Origin of the sequence: Mesorhizobium sp. M7A.F.Ce.TU.012.03.2.1 (genome assembly GCF_004006095.1) — a bacterium.
Lineage (GTDB): Bacteria > Pseudomonadota > Alphaproteobacteria > Rhizobiales > Rhizobiaceae > Mesorhizobium.
Genome location: NZ_CP034779.1, coordinates 3,270,409 through 3,287,382, shown reverse-complemented (window position 1 = coordinate 3,287,382; position 16,974 = coordinate 3,270,409). Strand labels below are relative to the sequence as shown.

Sequence of the window (16,974 nt, the reverse complement as noted above, 5' to 3'; positions counted from 1 at the left end):
CATTTTTGGGAGGCAAATGCCCAGAAATAGGCAGAATAGCCTAGAAATGCGCGAGATACGGCTCGCAATCAGGGTGTGAAACCGCTTCGCCACGGCCATGCGGAAGCGCATGACAGTCCAACCAACGCAGTTTTTCAGTCTCAACCAAAAGACTTTGGTTGTATTCCGGCCGCCTCTATCAGGCCGCCACGCTCTGTTGAGCGCGGCTGCGGATCAGATCCGCGGCCTTTTCGGCGATCATGATGACCGCCGCATTGATGTTACCACAGACGAGGTCGGGCATGACCGAGGCGTCCACGACACGAAGTCCGGCGATGCCGCGCACCCGCAATTCCGGATCGACCACCGATGCCGCATCGACGCCCATGCGGCACGTGCCGGCCGGATGATGCACGGTGATCGAGGTCTTGCGGATATGCTCGTCGATCTCTTCGTCGCTCGCGCATTTCGGGCCGGGAAAGAACTCCGCGCCGACGAACGGAGCCATGGACGGCTGGCTGGCAAGGTTGCGCGCAACGCGAAAGCCGGCGCGAAGCGATTGCCAGTCGCGCTGCGAGGACAGGAAGTTCTGGTGGATCAGCGGCGCGGCGACCGGATCGCTCGACGCCAGCTTGACGCTGCCGCGGCTCTCCGGCTGCACCGCAACGATACGGGTCGCAAAGCCGTCGGCGAACGGCGCCTTGAACGGCGACATGTAAGGCCATGCCCCCAGCGGTGCAGCGGTGAAAAGCAGCTGCACGTCCGGCAGCGGCCGGCTTGCGTCGCTCTTCAGAAATGCCACGACGCCGCCAGGCACATCTCCCGAAAAGCCCTTTCCGGTGAGATAGGTCTTGACGAAATCCAGCCCGATACGATCGGCCCGCATCATCTTGAGAAACGGTCCCGGCTGTTTGCGCCGATACATCAGGATGACCGAAACGTGGTCCTGCAAATTCTTTCCGACCTGCGCACGATCGACCTTCGTCTCGATGCCATGCGCCGCGAGCTCACCGCTGTCGCCTATGCCTGACAGCATCATCAGCTGCGGCGTGTTGATGACGCCGCCGGCAAGCAGGACTTCGCGCCGCGCCAGTACTTCATGGCTCGCCCCGCCTCTGGTGTAGGCAATGCCCGTTGCACGGCCATCCCTGAGCAGGATCTTCGTCGCCATCGCGCCGGTCAGCACCTTGACGTTGCCGCGGCGCATGGCAGGCCGCAGATAGGCGGTCGCGGTCGAGCAGCGGCGGCCGTTCGCAATTGTCATCTGCAGCCGGCCGAAGCCTTCCTGTATGGCGCCGTTATAGTCGTCGGTCTGCGGGTATCCGGCATCACGGCTGGCTGTGGCGAAGGCATCGATCAGTTCGTCCTTGTACCGGCAGAACTGGGTGTTCAGCGGCCCGCTGCCACCACGGTACCGGCTTTCCCCCGCTTCCCAGCGCTCCTGCTTCTTGAAGTAGGGCAGCACCTTGTCGAACGACCAATCCGTCAGGCCGCTTGCCGCCCAGCGATCGTAGTCGCCGCGATTGCCGCGCACATAAGCCATGGCGTTGGTGGAGGAAGAGCCGCCGATGACCTTGCCGCGCGCGCATTCGACCTTGCGCCCGCCGACATTGGCCTCGGGCTCGCAGAAATACATCCAGTCGTGGCGGCGCTCGGTCAGTATCTTGCCCCAGCCGAGCGGGATGTGGATCATCGGATCGCGGTCCCAATCCCCCGCCTCCAGCAGAAGCACCGATACGGCAGGGTCCTCGCTCAGCCGGTTCGCCAGCACACAGCCGGCCGATCCCGCACCGACAATGACGTAGTCAAAGGTTTCGCCAGCCGGCATGCGTGATCCTCGGGAGAAAACGGCCCGCCGCGATGGCAACCGTCGACATGGGCAGTCAACCATCGCGCAACTGGTGTTGTCAACCATTGCGTACAGCTGTAGATTGGTTGAATTGGTTGAGTGCCGTCGAACAGGCTTTCGTGTCACAACATGATGCCGGACGTTGAGTCGGCGGTCTGCCGATCGGACAGGAGATTTGGTTTTGAGCGCATTCGAGCCGCAGGTCGGACCATCGGATCTCGACGACATCATCGCCGCGGTCCGCCAGTTGCAGCAGGGCGGCGGCAAGCTTCCGTCCGAGCGCGATCTTGCGGAACATCTGAGCGTCAAGCGCCATCAGCTTCGCAAGGCGCTTGAAGTGCTGCGCCTTTCGGGCGACCTCAAACCGGCGCGCGCCAGGCGGGCGCCGACCGCCCTTCCGAGATATGGCGAGGAACTGGTCAGGGTAACCAATCCGATCGAGGTCCTGGAATTGCGCCTGATCATGGAGCCGGGCCTTGCCCGACTGGCGTCGCTGCGCGCCTCCTCTTTCGAGACGGCGCGGATCCTCGACGCGGCAACCACGCCGGAGAACGCCCCGTCGGGTGAGGTCGACTTCGCTTTCCATCTCGCGATCGTTGCCGCGGCCCGCAACCATCTCGCCGCGGAATTCTACAAGATGCTGCGCCAGGTCGGCGTCGATGCGCGGGTGAAGGTTGCGCGCACCGCAGCCCCCACCTGCCCCAAGCGGATCGCCCACCGCGACGGCGAGCATCGCCTGATCGCCGAGGCGATCTCGCAGCGCGATCCCGAAGCGGCAGAGGCCGCAATGCGCGCGCACCTTTTGTCCGTGCAGAGACAGATCATGGAACGGTCGAATGCCGGCGCCTTTGCCGCGTGATCGTATCAGCTTCCGATAGTGAGCCTGTGCGGGGAATTTCAAATTGAAACGTCATTTCGACGTGCTGGTGATCGGTGCGGGATCCGCCGGCTCGGTTGTTGCCAGCCGGCTCAGTGAAGACCGGTCGTGCCAGGTCGGCCTCGTCGAGGCCGGGGCGATGCCGGCCGATCCCGACATCGCCGATCCGCTGAAATGGACGATGCTCCAGGGCCGCGCCTACGACTGGAGCTACCGGACCGTGCCCCAGCCCTTCACCGCCAACCGCGTCCATGAATGGCCGCGCGGCAGGATCGTCGGCGGCTCGAGCTGCCTGCATGCAATGGCCTATGTCCGCGGCCATGCCGATGATTTCGAACCCTGGGCGCAAGCTGGCGGCGAGCGCTGGTCCTATCGGGGGTTGTTGCCGGGCTTCATCCGCAGCGAAGCCTTCACTGCCTTCGACGGGCCGACACGCGGCAAGTGTGGCCCGCTGGACGTCTATCTGCCGGACGCCGAGGTCAGTCCGGTCGTGCGGGCCTACATCGCCGCCGGGCGCGCCATGGGTGCTCCCGCCCTGAGCGACCACAACAGCGGCGAACTGGTCGGCACTAGTCCCAATTCACTCAACATACGTGACGGCAAGCGCCTGAGCGTCGCCGACGCCTATCTGTCGTTGCAGGTCATGGCGCGGCCGAACCTGACCTTGCTTGCCGGCCACGAGGTCGAGCACCTGGTGCTGGACGGCCACAAGATCACGGGCGTGAGCGTGGTGTGCGAGGGTGAGACCGGAACGCTGTCCGCCGACCGGATCGTCCTTTGCGCCGGCGCAGTATCCACGCCGCTCATTCTCATGCGGTCGGGCATTGGCTGTCCCGATACGCTGAAGCAAGCTGACATACGTTGCCTTGCCGATCGCGGCGATGTCGGCCGCAACCTGCAGGATCATCTGCTGGCTCTCGGCAATGTCTACAGCACGAAGAAGCCGGTGCCGCCCTCCCGCCTGCAGCACTCCGAATCGCTGATGTACCTGCACAGCGACGACCCGACCCGCTCCACGGGAAGTCCCGATATCGTGCTCGCCTGCGTCGTCGCGCCGTCGGCGGCCGAGGGCCTGAAGACCCCGCTTTATGGCTCGGCCTTTACCATCCTGTGCGGCGTCACTCATCCAACAAGCCGCGGGCGCATCACACCGAGCGGCCCGAGCCGCAACGATGCGCCGGTCATCGACCCGCATTACCTCGAAACCGAACACGATCGCGCGACATTCAGGATGGCGTTGAAGCGGGCGCGCATGGTCGGCCATCATGCGGCCCTGGACGAATGGCGCGATACGGAGATCCTGCCAGGTGCACCGGTTCAGTCCGATGCCGAACTCAATGCTTTCATCGCCAGGGCTGCTTCCACCCATCACCATCCGGCCGGCACCTGCCGGATGGGTCGTGACGCTGAGGCCGTCGTCGATCCTGACTTGCGGCTGAACGGCTTCGACAATGCCTTTGTCGTAGACGCCTCGGTGATGCCGGCGATCCCGAGCGGACCGATCAACGCCGCGATCGTCGCCATCGCCGAAACCTGGGCGGCGTCTTCACGGGCTACCCCGTCCTCAGCGTAACCGCGGCCGCGTCCGACAGTTCCCCTGGTTTCCGAATGGCTCTGGTTCCCAGCGACGGTCAGCTATGGAGATGCGTCAGTTCAAACGCGGCTCCGTCCTGGACGCCGGCCATGCGCTGCTCGGCGGACCGGAACATGTCCGCGAACTCCACCTGGTTTTCGAACACCACGCCGCCGACCTTGACGGTCAGGGCATCCTCCGTCCCTTTTGGCGCGAAATAGACTTGCGCGATGCGCGCACTGATACGCTCGCCGATTTCCCTGGCTTCTGCTTCGGTCGCGCCGGCGAGGAAAACCCCGAACATCGACGTCCCCATGCGTCCAACCAGATCCTCCGCGCGCACCGACGATTGTATGGTCGAGGCTATGAGCCGCAAGGCTTGATCGCCCCATTCAAGACCAAAGCGCAGGTTGATGGACCGCAGATGTTCCGAATGGATGACCAGGAAGGCGCCCGATTTCGGCCCCGGCACCGACGGCCGTGCCGTTCTTTTTTCGACCATCGACGTGAAGACCGCTCCGTTCAGGCAGCCGGTCATGGTGTCGAAGGTTGCCGACTTGTCGAGTTCCCGGCGATAGCGACGAAGCTCGATCTGTTTCAATCCAACGAACAGAAAAAGCGGAACGCCAAGGACAACGGGCAACAGGATTGCCGTGATCATGCTGCGCCCAAATGGCGTCAGCGCCTCGGAGAACAGGAGCAGGTAATTGAGGCCGACGGAAACGCCCAGGATTGCAGCGGTTCCCAGAAAGGTCAGCAAAGCGACGCTTTTCCATGCCTGGTCGGTGGTGCTCGCCATAGTCTTTATCACTGGCCGATCTCCTGTGGTTGGGCTGGTATAAGGCCGGTGTGTTGCAATTTCAGTTTCAAGGAAGCTTGCAATTTAATCGATTGCGCGATGACCCCATCAAGGCTGCGCCCGTGGCGGTTAACAAACAAAACATCAGGGAATGAATGGCAGGCTATTGCGCCGGGCCGAATATGCCCATCCCAGCCTTTCGGGCTGTCGCCTCCGCCTTGCCGTAGATGCCGCTCGGCAGCGCCGTGGCCCAGCCGTTGGAGACAAGCCAGGCGCCAACATCCTGCTTGCCCAGCCTGCATGGTGCGGCGACGGCAAAACGCTCGACGTCCGGCGGTACGAAACAGTGCAGCGCGCGTCCCCTCAGCCAGGAATTGAAAACGGCGCGGGCGCGCACGCCGCAAGGCCAGATGACGTCATGAAACGAGCAGGAGCTGTCGAGATCGATGCCTCGCACTCCGCTGATGACCACCTTGCGGCCCATGGCTTCGAACATCGCCGACGATGTGGCGATCGGGCGGTAGAGCAAGACCTCCCGCCAATCCCCGGGCATTGGCGTTTTCGGGGGCACGGCGAGACCGAGCTCGCTGAGTGGCGGACGGGGCTCGGCCCGTTCGATCTCAGCGGGATCAAGCCGTGGCGGAGCGATCAGGTCTTGAGCAACCTTGCGCGCCGGCTCCAGGCGTTGCGCGCCGGCAACCGGGGCAACCGGCCGGATAGGCCGGGTATCGCCAACATCCGGCGACGGGGCACGGACAGGCCGATCGACCGAAAGCAACGCCCCGCCCTGAATGATCAGCAGGATACCGGCCAGAAGCAGGAAGCTTCCGAGCGCGATCGCCAAGCGGCTGCGGCCCGGCCTAGCCATCAGCTTGAACAAGATCTCGGGGATTTGCGCCGGTCAGAAACCCGACGTCGATTTGGCAACCAGCTTGAGCGCACCTTTTTCAATCCGATAGAACGGCATCGAGCGTTGGCTGGATCCGTCGGCCCGAAACCGGAACAGGCCGGTCGAGCCACGAAAGCCGTTTGGATTTTCGAGAACTTTCTTGCTGAAACCATCAGGCCCGACCGCGCTGGCAATCCCTGCCGTCAAGGCAACCATATCATAGGCATAGGCCACGTTGACGTCGGCAGGATAGTTGTATGTCGTCCTGAAGCGGTCGGCGATCGGCCCGGTTTCACTTGGATCGAGCGTGGCGATAAACGCCCCCTCGAAGAGCGGATCCATGGGGTGCTCCAGCCAACGGTTCGTTCCGACGACGGAGATGGTCTTTCCCGGAATGCCCTTCGATTTGAGGGCGGCAAGGATAGGCGCCGGACTGCCATTGCCACTGGCGACAATGACGGCGTCGGGGGCGTCCACGAGTGAGCCCATTTCGTCGACCGCCTTCGCGCCACCATCGCCGGCAGAATATCGGAGAGTGACCGCAAGCGCCGCGCCGTAGATGCTGAGGCTGTTTGCGACCCGCTTCTCCATGGCGCCGGCGTTTGGACCGTCCGCGACAAGCAGTACGAACTTCTTGCTGCCTTTCGCAGCAAGTCCCGCGGCGCCGGCTGCGGCGCTGTCCGCCTCGCCAAGGAGCACGGCATAAACCCCGGCGCCGCCGGCGAAATTGTCGGCAAGCGCCAGAACCGGTGGCCGCTTCGATCCCGAAAGCGTGGCAATATGCTGGGCTGCCGGCAGCTCGGTCGGGCCAATGACGACTTTCGATCCCGTCGTAATGGCCGTTACTGCCAGTTTGCTGGCCTGCGTGCTGTCGCCCTTGGTGTCCTCTATCGTCAGCGTCAGCAATCCGTTGCCGATATCCGTCATCGCCAGCTTGGTCGCATCGAGCATCTTCCTGCCGTTTTCCCCGGCCGTTCCGGGGGCGGACAACGGCAGCAGCATCGTGACTTTGGTCGAACCGGTGCCCAGCGACTGGGTCGCCTGGACGGGACCGGCACCGGCGGCGCCATTCTGCCCGGCAGGCGCGGCAATCGCCGCCGGATCGAGCACTTCGGACACGCCGCCCTTCGACTGGCAGCCCGATAAGATCGCGGCGAGCGCCAAGGCGATTGCCCATGTCCGCGGACAGTGGACCTGTCGGCCAGCTTCCATGAATGCTCCCACCCCTATGTGCCGCCGGATATTGTTCCCGGTCTGGTCTTCAACGCATGTTACGGCGGACTTGCAGTGCCGTCTGTAGTTCTTTTAGCCGCCGAAAAGCCTGCCTCTGAGCGTCCTGATCTGCCTTGCTTGCCCGGCACTTCGATAGTCGGCGCATTTCATGTATCGCGGCCCCGGCACGAACACGCGGCGCACGCAGACGCCCTTTGCCTGGGCAGGGGCTCCGCCCTCTCCGCCCGGCGAAAATGCGGAAAAGCCGAACGTCGCCACCGGCAAAGGCCCGGTCACTTCAAAGCCTTCCCTTGCCAGGATTGCCCGCGCACGCTGGCAGTAGCGGACCGAAAGGGCCGAGAACCGGCTTTCATTGTGCCCGGCGCGATATTTCATGACGGTGGTGCACAGATCGCCCGCGGCCAGCCTGTTGGCCTGTGCAAGATATTTGACCCCCAGCGCGATGTTGGCCGCCGGCGCGCTCAGATCGTCCAGGGAACCTCGAAAGCCGAGCATCCTGGCGGTCGCCGGCATCACCTGCATCAGGCCGACTTCGCCGTCGCCGCCTTGCACGTCGGGATCAAAGCCGCTTTCGATCTCCATCACCGCATGCGCCAGCATCGGCTCCAGGCCATAGATCGATGCCTGGCAACTCGCAAATGCCTTGAAAGCCTGCCGGGTCCACTCCGTGGCCGGATCACAGCGCACCGATTGCTTCAGTCCGGACGAAAGCTGTGGTTTCACGGATGGTCGTTCCAGCCAGTTGGCACTGGCCGGCGTGACCGTTTGGACAAAGCCAAACAACACGATCGCGCCCGCGACCGCCTTCAGGAAGGATCCGTCGGCTGTCATGATGGCCAACAGGCGTGGGTTCGCCTATCCGGTCAGTGCATGTACTCGACCATGCGATCGTGAAAACACTCGCATTTGTTGAGGTAGTCTTCGTCCTTGTAGTTCGTCTTCAGGTAGCCATAGGCCTTGCCGCAAGCGACCTTGGCCTCCGACGCCCAGACGAAGACGGGCCGCGACGAGTTGATCCACTCCGAGCTGTTGGCGACGGCAACCGACTCGTCCATCAACTTCACAACCTCCTGCTTCAGATCGACGATGTTGTCGTTCAGCACCAGGTTGGAGGTGCCGACGACACGGCAATAGTCGCCCGTCGGACCGTCGATGATGTCGGCGGCATACCCCGTCGACCCGACTGCCAGCAACAGCGTCGCAGCGGAAACAAGCAGTCTTGCAGAACGTTTCATATTGAGCTCCCCTAGATATTAGCGACGTATAACATAGTCACGTGGTTGTGCGCTATGGCGTTACACCACGTTTGCCGTTGTCTGATGCTGGGTTATGCCATCGTCGTAGAGCAGCGTGATCGTGTTGGCAGCGGGGTGGTTCGTGAGTTCCGCCACTTGGACAAAATTGGCCGGATCTCCCGATCCGCTCGTGTCGACACTCAGCACGCCGGTCCCTGCGTCGTAGTTGACGAAGTTGCCGACATTCGCAGGAGCCGAGTCGAACAGGGCTGTCAGGTCGATCTTGTCGCCGTCGCCGCCATTGAAGTCCGTGATCAGATCCTTGATGTCGAGGTTCTCAAGTCTGAACGTGTCAGTGCCCGTCCCGCCGGTGAGCGTGTCACTCCCGGCACCACCGACCAGCAGGTCGTTGCCGGCGCCGCCGATCAAAGTGTCGGCGCCGCCTTCGCCTCTGAGCGTGTCGTTGCCCAATCCGCCGGCCAGGTAATTGGCGCCGGAGTTTCCGTAGAGATAGTCATCGCCGGAACCGCCGATCAAGCCCTCGATGCCAGTCAGCGTATCTCCCGTGGCATCGCCCCCGGTGATGTTGCCATCACTCGGATTGCTGGGGGTGCCATGAACACCGGCGGCGCCACCTGCATCTGTCAGGTTTATCGAGATCGCCGCGCTCCCGGTATAGTCGGCAATGTCGGTGCCGGCTCCGCCTGAGATCGTGTCAGCGTGGGTGCTGCCGGCGATCACGTCGTTCACGGTGCCCGCAAACCCTGCCAGCGTAAAGGATCCACCCGAACTTGCAGCTACCTGGTGGATGTCCAAGGACTGGGTTGCACTAACGTCACCGTCACCATCGACCGCACTGACTTGAAAATGCAACGTGGTGTCGGATGGCAGTATCGTTTGTGAGATGTCGACGGCGGACAGCCTGATTTTCGAACCAGCATCACCGGTTATGGAAATTAGGTTGAAGTCGATCGAAGGATCGATGACCAGATGTCCGTTCGTAACTGTCGCCGTTCCGCTACGGGTCTCGCCGGTGACGGAATTGGTTGCGATCCACGATACAGAGCCCGAGCTGTTGCCGCTTGCCGCGAAATCGAGGCTGCCTATGAACTTCGGATTCAGCGTCGGTGCGTCATCCCCCGCGGTTGCGGAGGTGTGAAACTCCATGGTGAAGTTCTCATCTTTCTCGATAAACTGATCGGCGACACCGAAGCCCTGTGTCGAAGAATTGACGCCCGTGCCAGTACCGGTGAACTCGATCAGGCCATCCGATGTTTCAAGGAAAGGTGTCGGACCACCCGGCGACAGCCCCGTGAGCGTTTGAGTTACCGTTGTTGCTGCATCGGGTGTGATAAGCGCAAAGGCGTAGGTACCATCTGGATGCAAGGTGAGTGAATAGATGTCAGTCCCCGTGGAGGTTTCGGCCAGCAGCACCGTCGTTCCGTCAGCCTGGACTGCCGTGCTGTAGCTAACCCCCGTGATCGCCGGACCTGTGATGTTGAAATGGTTGACACCGTCGGCTCCCGCCACAAAGTCAAACAAACCGTTGACGGATCCGACCTCGTTGGGGATCGTCCCTGGCGTGAAAGCTCCAAGCGTCGGCACGTCATCGACGATGTCGACCAGGATGGAGCCGGTGGTGGTGTTGCCGTGGGCGTCGGTCACCGTATAGGTGAAGCTGTCCTTGTCCTGCTCGGTGGTGATGCCATTGTTGGTCGTCACACCGTCATAGGTCTGGGTCAGCGTGTAGGTGTAGGTGCCGTTGGCGTTGAGCACCAGATTGCCGTAGCTGCCGCTGGCCGGCGAGTCATCGACGATGTCGACCAGGATGGAGCCGGTGGTGGTGTTGCCGTGGGCGTCGGTCACCGTATAGGTGAAGCTGTCCTTGTCCTGCTCGGTGGTGATGCCATTGTTGGTCGTCGCACCATCATAGGTCTGGGTCAGCGTGTAGGTGTAGGTGCCGTTGGCGTTGAGCACCAGATTGCCGTAGCTGCCGCTGGCCGGCGAGGTCAGCGTATAGGTGTACGGGCCGGTGCCGCCGGCCGGCGTGATCGCGCCGTTGAAGATCTCGCTGTTGCCGGCCGCATCGCTGCCCGTCGCAAGGCCCTTCTCGCTGACCAGCGCATCGGTGTCGGATGCCGTCACCGTCACATTGTTCACGGTGATGTCCAGCGTCACCGTCGAGGTGTCGCCGTCGCCGTCGGTGATGGTGTAGACGAAGTGATCGACCGCATTGGTGGTCACCGCGTTGGGATTGGCCGTGTAGGTGTAGGCGCCGTTGGCGCCCAGGACCAGCGTGCCGTACTGGCCCGCGATRCCGGCTCCGCCGAGATTGCCGCTCACCGGGTTCGACACGTTCGAACCGGTTGCCACGCCCGTCACCGCGCCGCCAGGTGCAGCACCGTCGGCACCCAGAACYTCCGCRGTCCCGTCCGTCAGCACGTTGCCCGAGGCCTGCGCGCCTTCCGACACGCTGTTGGTGTTGGCATGCGCCGTCGGKATGTCATCGACGATGTCGACCAGGATGGAGCCGGTGGTGGTGTTGCCGTGGGCGTCGGTCACCGTATAGGTGAAGCTGTCCTTGTCCTGCTCGGTGGTGATGGTCCCGTCCGTCAGCACGTTGCCCGAGGCCTGCGCGCCTTCCGACACGCTGTTGGTGTTGGCATGCGCCGTCGGCACGTCGTCCACGATGTCGATGACGATGGCCGCCGGGGCCGACGACGATGTGCCGTCCGAGACGGTGAGCGAGAAGCTGTCGGTCTCGGTGACTGCCGGAACGTCCGTCGTCGTGCTGGTCAGTGTGTACTGATAGGCCGCAACACCGGTTGCCGGGTTGTAGCCGGTGATCAGCAGCGTGCCGTGGTCGCCCTGGAAGGCCGAACCGTTGAGGCTGCCGATGGCAACCGTGACGCCGCCGATGGTGACGGTCTGCACGTCGTCGAGCCCGTCGGCGTCCGACACAGTGAAGGTGCCTGTCGCCACAGTGCTGCCGTCGCCGGCCGCCGAACCCGCCGCCAGACCCGCCTCATAGACCTGGTCATGCGCGCCGGCCGGGTTGCCCTGGTCAACGACGATCTGCGGCACGTCGTTGGTGCCGTTGATGGTGATGGTCAGCGTTGCCGTATCGGTGTCGCCGTCGGCATCCTTCATCGTGTAGTTGAAGGTCTCGGTCAGCGTCTGGCCGGCGTCCAGCGCCTGCACCGCCGGATCGGCATTGTTGAGCGTGTAGGTGTAGGTGCCGTCGGGATTGGCAACGAAGGTGCCGTGTGCGCCCGTCGTCGAGCCATCCCAGCTGACGAAGCTCGTCGGCGTGTCGGCGCCCGGCTGGTTGTTGGCATGAAGGTCGTTGGTCAGCACATTGCCGTTGACCGGCGAGAGCGCGTCTTCGCTGATGCTGTTGGTGTCGTTGACCGCATTAGGCACGTCGTCGACGATGTCGATGACGATGGCCGCCGGGACGGACGACGAGGTGCCGTCCGAGACGGTGAGCGAGAAGCTGTCGGTCTCGGTGACTGCCGGAACGTCCGTCGTCGTGCTGGTCAGTGTGTACTGATAGGTCGCAACGCCGGTTGCCGGGTTATAGCCGGTAATCAGCAGCGTGCCGTGGTCGCCCTGGAAGGCCGAACCGTTGAGGCTGCCGATGGCAACCGTCACGCCGCCGATGGTGACGGTCTGCACATCGTCGAGCCCGTCGGCGTCCGACACCGTGAAGGTGCCTGTTGCCACCGTGCTCCCGTCGCCGGCCGCCGAACCCGCCGCCAGACCTGCTTCATAGACCTGGTCATGCGCGCCAGCCGGGTTGCCTTGGTTGACGACGACCTGCGGCACGTCGTTGGTGCCGTTGATGGTGATCTCGACCGTTGTCGTCGAGGTATCGCCGTCGCCATCGGTCAGGGTGTAGGTGAACGTGTCCGTCAGATGCTGGCCGCTGGTCAGCGCCTGGACCGCCGCGGCGCCGTTGTTCAGCGTGTAGCTGTAGTGGCCGTCTGCATCGATCGTGATCGAACCGTAGCTGCCCCCCACGGCCGAACCGACATGGCCCGAGGCCGATGCAACCGTGCCTGCCTCGACGCCCGTTACCGTCGCCCCGTCCGCACCCCTAACGTCGGCAACGCCGTCCGTCACATTCGCGTCCGCGCCGCCGCTGGCCGTAATGACATTGCCGTCCGCGACCGTCGCACCGTCTTCCGTCACGCTGTCCGTATCGGCAACCGCCGTCGGCGCGTCGTCGACGATGGCGACGGCAAAGGTCGTGCTGGCCGAATCGCCGTCAACATCCGTGACAGTGATGCTGAAATTGTCCGGGACGGTGTCGTTGTTGGGATCATAGCCGGCTGTCTGATCGGTATGAATGACCGATTCGGTGACCGTGTAATTGTATTCGATAGCACCGGTGCTCGGATTGAAGGAGACGATCGTCAGGTAACCGTACTCTCCCGGGATCTGCTGGTTGACGCTAGTGACGGTGACGCCATTGATGACGATCGACCCAATTCCATCAGGCGCGTCGATGCTGATCGTTCCAGTGCTGGACGTTTCATTGTCGGTCAGCGCTTCGCTGCCCGGAGATTGCGCCCCACCGCCGTCAAGACCGGCTTCACTGGCCGCTTCGGTCGGGGCAAGCAGTGACGTGGCCGTCACTGAAACCTGCCTGTCGACGATGGACGGGAACAACTCGCGCCGCTCCAGGAGCCCGAACTGCAAGGCAGTCGGCGGCAACAGTGCCGACAGGTCGAACCCGTCGCCGATGCCGCCGGGAGGAACCGAGAAATCTCCGCCTGCGCTTGAATTCGAACCACCCGGGCCGGCCGACATGGAACCGTCGGCGCCGAAGGCGACATCGACATGGCTGGCTTCCAGCGCCGCCAGCAGCGCGACGCGCGGCACCTCGACATCGCCGATGATGAAGGTCGGCACGTTCAGGGCGCCGTCCTTGATCACGATCACCGAACCGTCGGCCTGTTCGAGCACAAGGTTTTGGCCGTCGACCTTGATGTTGTCGATGGAGGCGTTGGCAGGAAGCCTCACCACATGGCTGGCGTCGGCCACATATTCGTGCGGCGCAGCTGCCGGCGGCGCCTTTGCTTCCGCGGGGGCTTCTGGCTTGACAGGCGCTCCGCCGACATCGACCGGCACCGGCTCGGACGCTGCCGGCGCGGGCTGCTGCGTCGAATTTGCTTGTGCGACCTGCATCTCCGCCGGCGATGCCTGATGGCCGTGTTCATTGGACACGGAATGCTCGTTCAAGGAAGCCGAAAAGCTGTCCAACTCGATATTGTTCGTCATGGCTGAAACCCCTCCGATATTTACCGGATAGAGACAGCGGACACTTCTACTTTGCAACTGCCTCCTAATCTATTTCATATATTCTGATATGCATTGCCCGGCATTTTTTACACGTGGTAAACCGCGGCAATATAACCTGATATATGTTTGTTTCTGAAGGCCTCCTTGATGGAGGGCTGGCCACCATTTTTCGGCAAATCAAAGTATAAATTTGAATAAAAATTTAAGCAAAGTGGATAAAGACAGTTGCTGGATATTTATCCACCTTCCTTTCCAATAATTTGAGACAAGATTGGTAGCGTCCACAGTCAAAGGTGGGCGTTATGAAAAAGCAAAAATCAGTTCCGGGAAAAACCCGGCTCCAGATGCTCCTGCTGGCAATCGGGCTTGTCGGCCTGGCGGGGCCGTCATTCGCGAGCGATATCGCCGCACCCGGCTGGCCTCAGGAGAAGGTCCAGACGCCACCCAGTCTCGGCGGTGTTTCGCTGGCGAGGCCTCAGCCCTGGCAGCCCGCGGGCGCTTACCGGGTCGGTATGGTCACCGGCAGCTATGGCCCAGATGTCGGCGGCGGGGATGGCTCGTCAACGGCGCGAGATGACGCCGGGATAGATCCGCTGCAGACCGCGTCGATTATTCCGGGGGTATTCGGATCGGTTGCCTTGTCCATGCGCAATTTTCCCGTCGCGGCTCGCTGGGCGCCGGTCTACCGGGCAATCGCCGCTTGTTCGGCAGGCAGCCCCTGCGAGCACAAGAGCGCGGCTTTTGCCGGCATGATCGCCGCCGCACAAGGCAAGGGATTCAGCGAGAAGCTGTCCTTCGTCAACAGCAGCGTAAATCGCCTGATCGCCTACAGGAAAGACAGCGTCGTCTACGGCAAGCTCGACTATTGGGCGAAGCCTTCGGAGATTCTCGAGCGGCGAGCAGGCGATTGCGAGGATTTTGCCATCCTCAAGATGACAGCCCTGCTGAGGGCCGGCATTCCCACGCAAAGCATGGCGCTTGTCGTCCTCCAGGATCGCAAGAGAGGCTTCTTTCACGCAGTGCTGTCGGTGAGCACAGGCAGCGGCACCTTCATTCTCGACAGCCTCAGCAACACTGTCGTGCGTGACAGCGATCTTCCGGATTACGTTCCGCTCTATTCGTTCAGCACGGACCGGGCCTGGATCCACGGTTCAAGACCGGGCGGAGCCCAGATGGCCGACATCAAGGGCGGTTTCGCAACCGTCGCACCCGGCGAAGGCTTTCAGCCATAGGTTCGCCAGCATTGGCGATGCATGCAGAGCAACTCCGGTAAGTGTAACGGTGAACTGCTCTAGCCGCCGAAGACGAACGCCATCAGCAGCTCCGGCTCGAGCACCGGAGCCCGCACCGCATTCAATTGTCCCCGGTATCGACGGTCGCCCGCGCCGATGACAAAACCGGTGGCCACCGGCGATTCGCCATTGGCATCGAGCCGCGCGAATATGTCGGCCACATTGAGGTCCAGCGCCAGCTTGAGATCGTGCCGTGCGTCATCGCTTGGGGCGATCGGCAATTGACGTTTGACCAATTGCTGGAACGGCGCGTTGAACGACAGGATCTTCTTCGACGAAGCCAGGGCAAAGGCCGGAGACGGGCAAGCGACCAGTATGGCGTTGATGGTGTTGATCGATGCAAGCCTTCGCAGGGTCAGGTTTTCGTCTCCCAACCCACGCATGCAGGCCACCCGGATCGCGGATGTCAAATTGCCTGTCTGTGCCTGGCTTTCGGCGATCTCGTCGATGAGCATGCCGATCGTGCACTTCCTGCTTTCGGCCATCTGCTTCAGCGACATCCAGAATGCCCGCTCCAGACGGATGCCGCGCCGGATGCCGCCGCGCGCCACAACCCGGAATTCCAGTCCAAAATCCTCGGCGGCGACTGGAGGCAGCAGCCGACCGGAATGATGAAGGCTGGCGCTACCGCTCACTCATCGCCTCCTCGCGCGCCTTGTTGATCGGCTTCAGGAGGTAGTGCAGGATCGTCTTGCGCCCGGTCTTGATGTCGACCGAGCAGATCATTCCGGGGATGATCGAATAGGCCTTGCCGTCTCTTTGAAGGGTGGATTTGTCGGTCGCCACACGCACCTGATAGTAGGGTTCCCCCGTTTTCTGATCGACCAGGCTGTCGGCTGTGATGTTCGAGACCTTGCCCTCGATGCCGCCGAAGATCGAGAAATCATAGGCGGTGACCTTGATAAGGGCCTCCTGGTCTGGACGGATGAACGCGACATCCCGTGGCGAGACCCGTGCCTCCACCAGCAACGTCTCGGAGGTCGGCACGATGCCGGCCACCACGGCGCCAGGCTGAACGAAGGCGCCTACCGTGTTAAGCTCCAGCGTGTTGACTATGCCATCCACGGGAGAACGGATATCAGTGCGCGCGACCTTGTCGGTGGCTCCCCTTATGGTCTCATCCACCACCGACAGTTCAGCCAGCGCCTGGGTCAGGTCGTCCAACGCCTCCTGCTGCAATTGCAGGCCGAGTTCCTCGACCTGAAGCTGGGCTTCCGTGATCGACGATTTGATCTTCTTTATCGTTTCGCCCGCAAGGTTCAGCTGGCCGTTGAGCTCGGTCTGTTCGCGCTCCACCCGGAGTTGCTCGGTCCGTGCCATCAGGCCTTTCTTGACCATCGCGTCGACCAATTTTGCCTCCTGGTCGCTGACGACCAGGTTCTTTGTAAGACGATCGGAATTGGCCTGCGCCTCGGCCAGTTCCCTCTCGCGCTGGTCAAGGCGTGACTTGAGCACGGATAGCTTGTTATCGAAGTTCCCGCGCCGGGCGATGAGCAGCTTCTGTTCGTTGTCGCAGATTTGCGGAGCGACCGACTGGATGTCCTGCGGGCACGGAAATGGGCCCGAGAGATTGCCGGCCTGTTCGTATTTCAGCCTTGCTATGCGCACTTCCAGCGCGCGCGCCTTGGCCTGCTGCTCGCCGAGACTGGACGTGTTGAGCGTGTTGTCCAGGCGGATGATGAGATCGTTCTTCTTGACCACCTGGCCAATCGTCACGGCGATTTCCTGAACGACACCGGCTTCACTCGCCTGAATGATCTGGGTCTTGGAAGCGGGTATGACCTTGCCGTCGCCGCGTGCGATCTCATCGACTTCGGCAAAGGACGCCCAGGCGACGAAGACCACGAAGAGCGCTCCGATGATGAATATGGACGCCGACGCAAACAGCGGCGGTCGATCTTCTCTGGCAAGCATTTCCCACGCCCCAACGCATTGGATGCA

General features: G+C 62.4%; 12 protein-coding genes. 3 read left to right on the top strand and 9 right to left on the bottom strand.

From position 1 onward, the window contains the following. Positions 1-178: 178 nt before the first annotated feature. Positions 179-1,807: a choline dehydrogenase gene (locus tag EJ079_RS15820; protein WP_127809454.1), complete on the bottom strand. Its 1,629-nt coding sequence runs from the start codon at positions 1,805-1,807 to the stop codon at positions 179-181. Between the two features lie 202 nt (positions 1,808-2,009). Between EJ079_RS15820 and EJ079_RS15815 the strand changes: the two genes are divergently transcribed. Next, positions 2,010-2,687 (top strand): FCD domain-containing protein, encoded by a 678-nt coding sequence (locus tag EJ079_RS15815; protein ID WP_013529856.1) that lies wholly within the window; start codon positions 2,010-2,012, stop codon positions 2,685-2,687. Between the two features lie 43 nt (positions 2,688-2,730). Then, the gene (locus EJ079_RS15810; RefSeq protein WP_164873798.1) at positions 2,731-4,278 is read left to right on the top strand and encodes a GMC family oxidoreductase N-terminal domain-containing protein; all 1,548 of its coding nucleotides are present in this window, start codon (positions 2,731-2,733) and stop codon (positions 4,276-4,278) included. 58 nt (positions 4,279-4,336) lie between these two features. Here the strand turns inward: EJ079_RS15810 and EJ079_RS15805 are convergent, their stop codons facing one another. The 6 genes from EJ079_RS15805 to EJ079_RS15780 all read right to left on the bottom strand — a co-directional run bounded on the left by EJ079_RS15805 (position 4,337) and on the right by EJ079_RS15780 (position 13,720). Beyond that, positions 4,337-5,089, bottom strand: a complete 753-nt coding sequence (locus tag EJ079_RS15805; protein WP_127396970.1) for a GGDEF domain-containing protein — start codon at positions 5,087-5,089, stop codon at positions 4,337-4,339. Between the two features lie 151 nt (positions 5,090-5,240). Beyond that, positions 5,241-5,957, bottom strand: coding sequence for a thermonuclease family protein (locus EJ079_RS15800; RefSeq protein WP_245481875.1), 717 nt, complete (start codon positions 5,955-5,957; stop codon positions 5,241-5,243). 21 nt (positions 5,958-5,978) lie between these two features. Then, positions 5,979-7,178: an ABC transporter substrate-binding protein gene (locus EJ079_RS15795; RefSeq protein ID WP_127809453.1), complete on the bottom strand. Its 1,200-nt coding sequence runs from the start codon at positions 7,176-7,178 to the stop codon at positions 5,979-5,981. A 93-nt stretch (positions 7,179-7,271) separates the two neighbouring features. Further along, positions 7,272-8,030, bottom strand: coding sequence for a transglycosylase SLT domain-containing protein (locus EJ079_RS15790; RefSeq protein WP_127811344.1), 759 nt, complete (start codon positions 8,028-8,030; stop codon positions 7,272-7,274). A 32-nt stretch (positions 8,031-8,062) separates the two neighbouring features. After that, positions 8,063-8,434: a hypothetical protein gene (locus EJ079_RS15785; RefSeq protein ID WP_127270682.1), complete on the bottom strand. Its 372-nt coding sequence runs from the start codon at positions 8,432-8,434 to the stop codon at positions 8,063-8,065. A gap of 60 nt (positions 8,435-8,494) precedes the next feature. Next, positions 8,495-13,720 carry a VCBS domain-containing protein gene (locus tag EJ079_RS15780; protein ID WP_164873797.1) on the bottom strand — a complete coding sequence of 1,742 codons (5,226 nt, stop codon included), beginning with the start codon at positions 13,718-13,720 and terminating at the stop codon, positions 8,495-8,497. Between the two features lie 323 nt (positions 13,721-14,043). Between EJ079_RS15780 and EJ079_RS15775 the strand changes: the two genes are divergently transcribed. After that, positions 14,044-14,973 (top strand): transglutaminase-like cysteine peptidase, encoded by a 930-nt coding sequence (locus tag EJ079_RS15775; RefSeq protein WP_127809452.1) that lies wholly within the window; start codon positions 14,044-14,046, stop codon positions 14,971-14,973. 59 nt (positions 14,974-15,032) lie between these two features. Here EJ079_RS15775 and EJ079_RS15770 read toward each other — a convergent pair whose 3' ends face one another. Both EJ079_RS15770 and EJ079_RS15765 read right to left on the bottom strand, forming a co-directional pair. After that, a complete protein-coding gene (locus EJ079_RS15770; protein WP_127809451.1) occupies positions 15,033-15,668 on the bottom strand; it encodes a ribbon-helix-helix domain-containing protein in 636 nt (211 codons plus the stop codon). After that, positions 15,658-16,947, bottom strand: coding sequence for an HlyD family type I secretion periplasmic adaptor subunit (locus EJ079_RS15765; RefSeq protein ID WP_127320297.1), 1,290 nt, complete (start codon positions 16,945-16,947; stop codon positions 15,658-15,660). The genes EJ079_RS15770 and EJ079_RS15765 overlap by 11 nt, the downstream gene beginning before the upstream one ends. Positions 16,948-16,974: the final 27 nt, after the last annotated feature.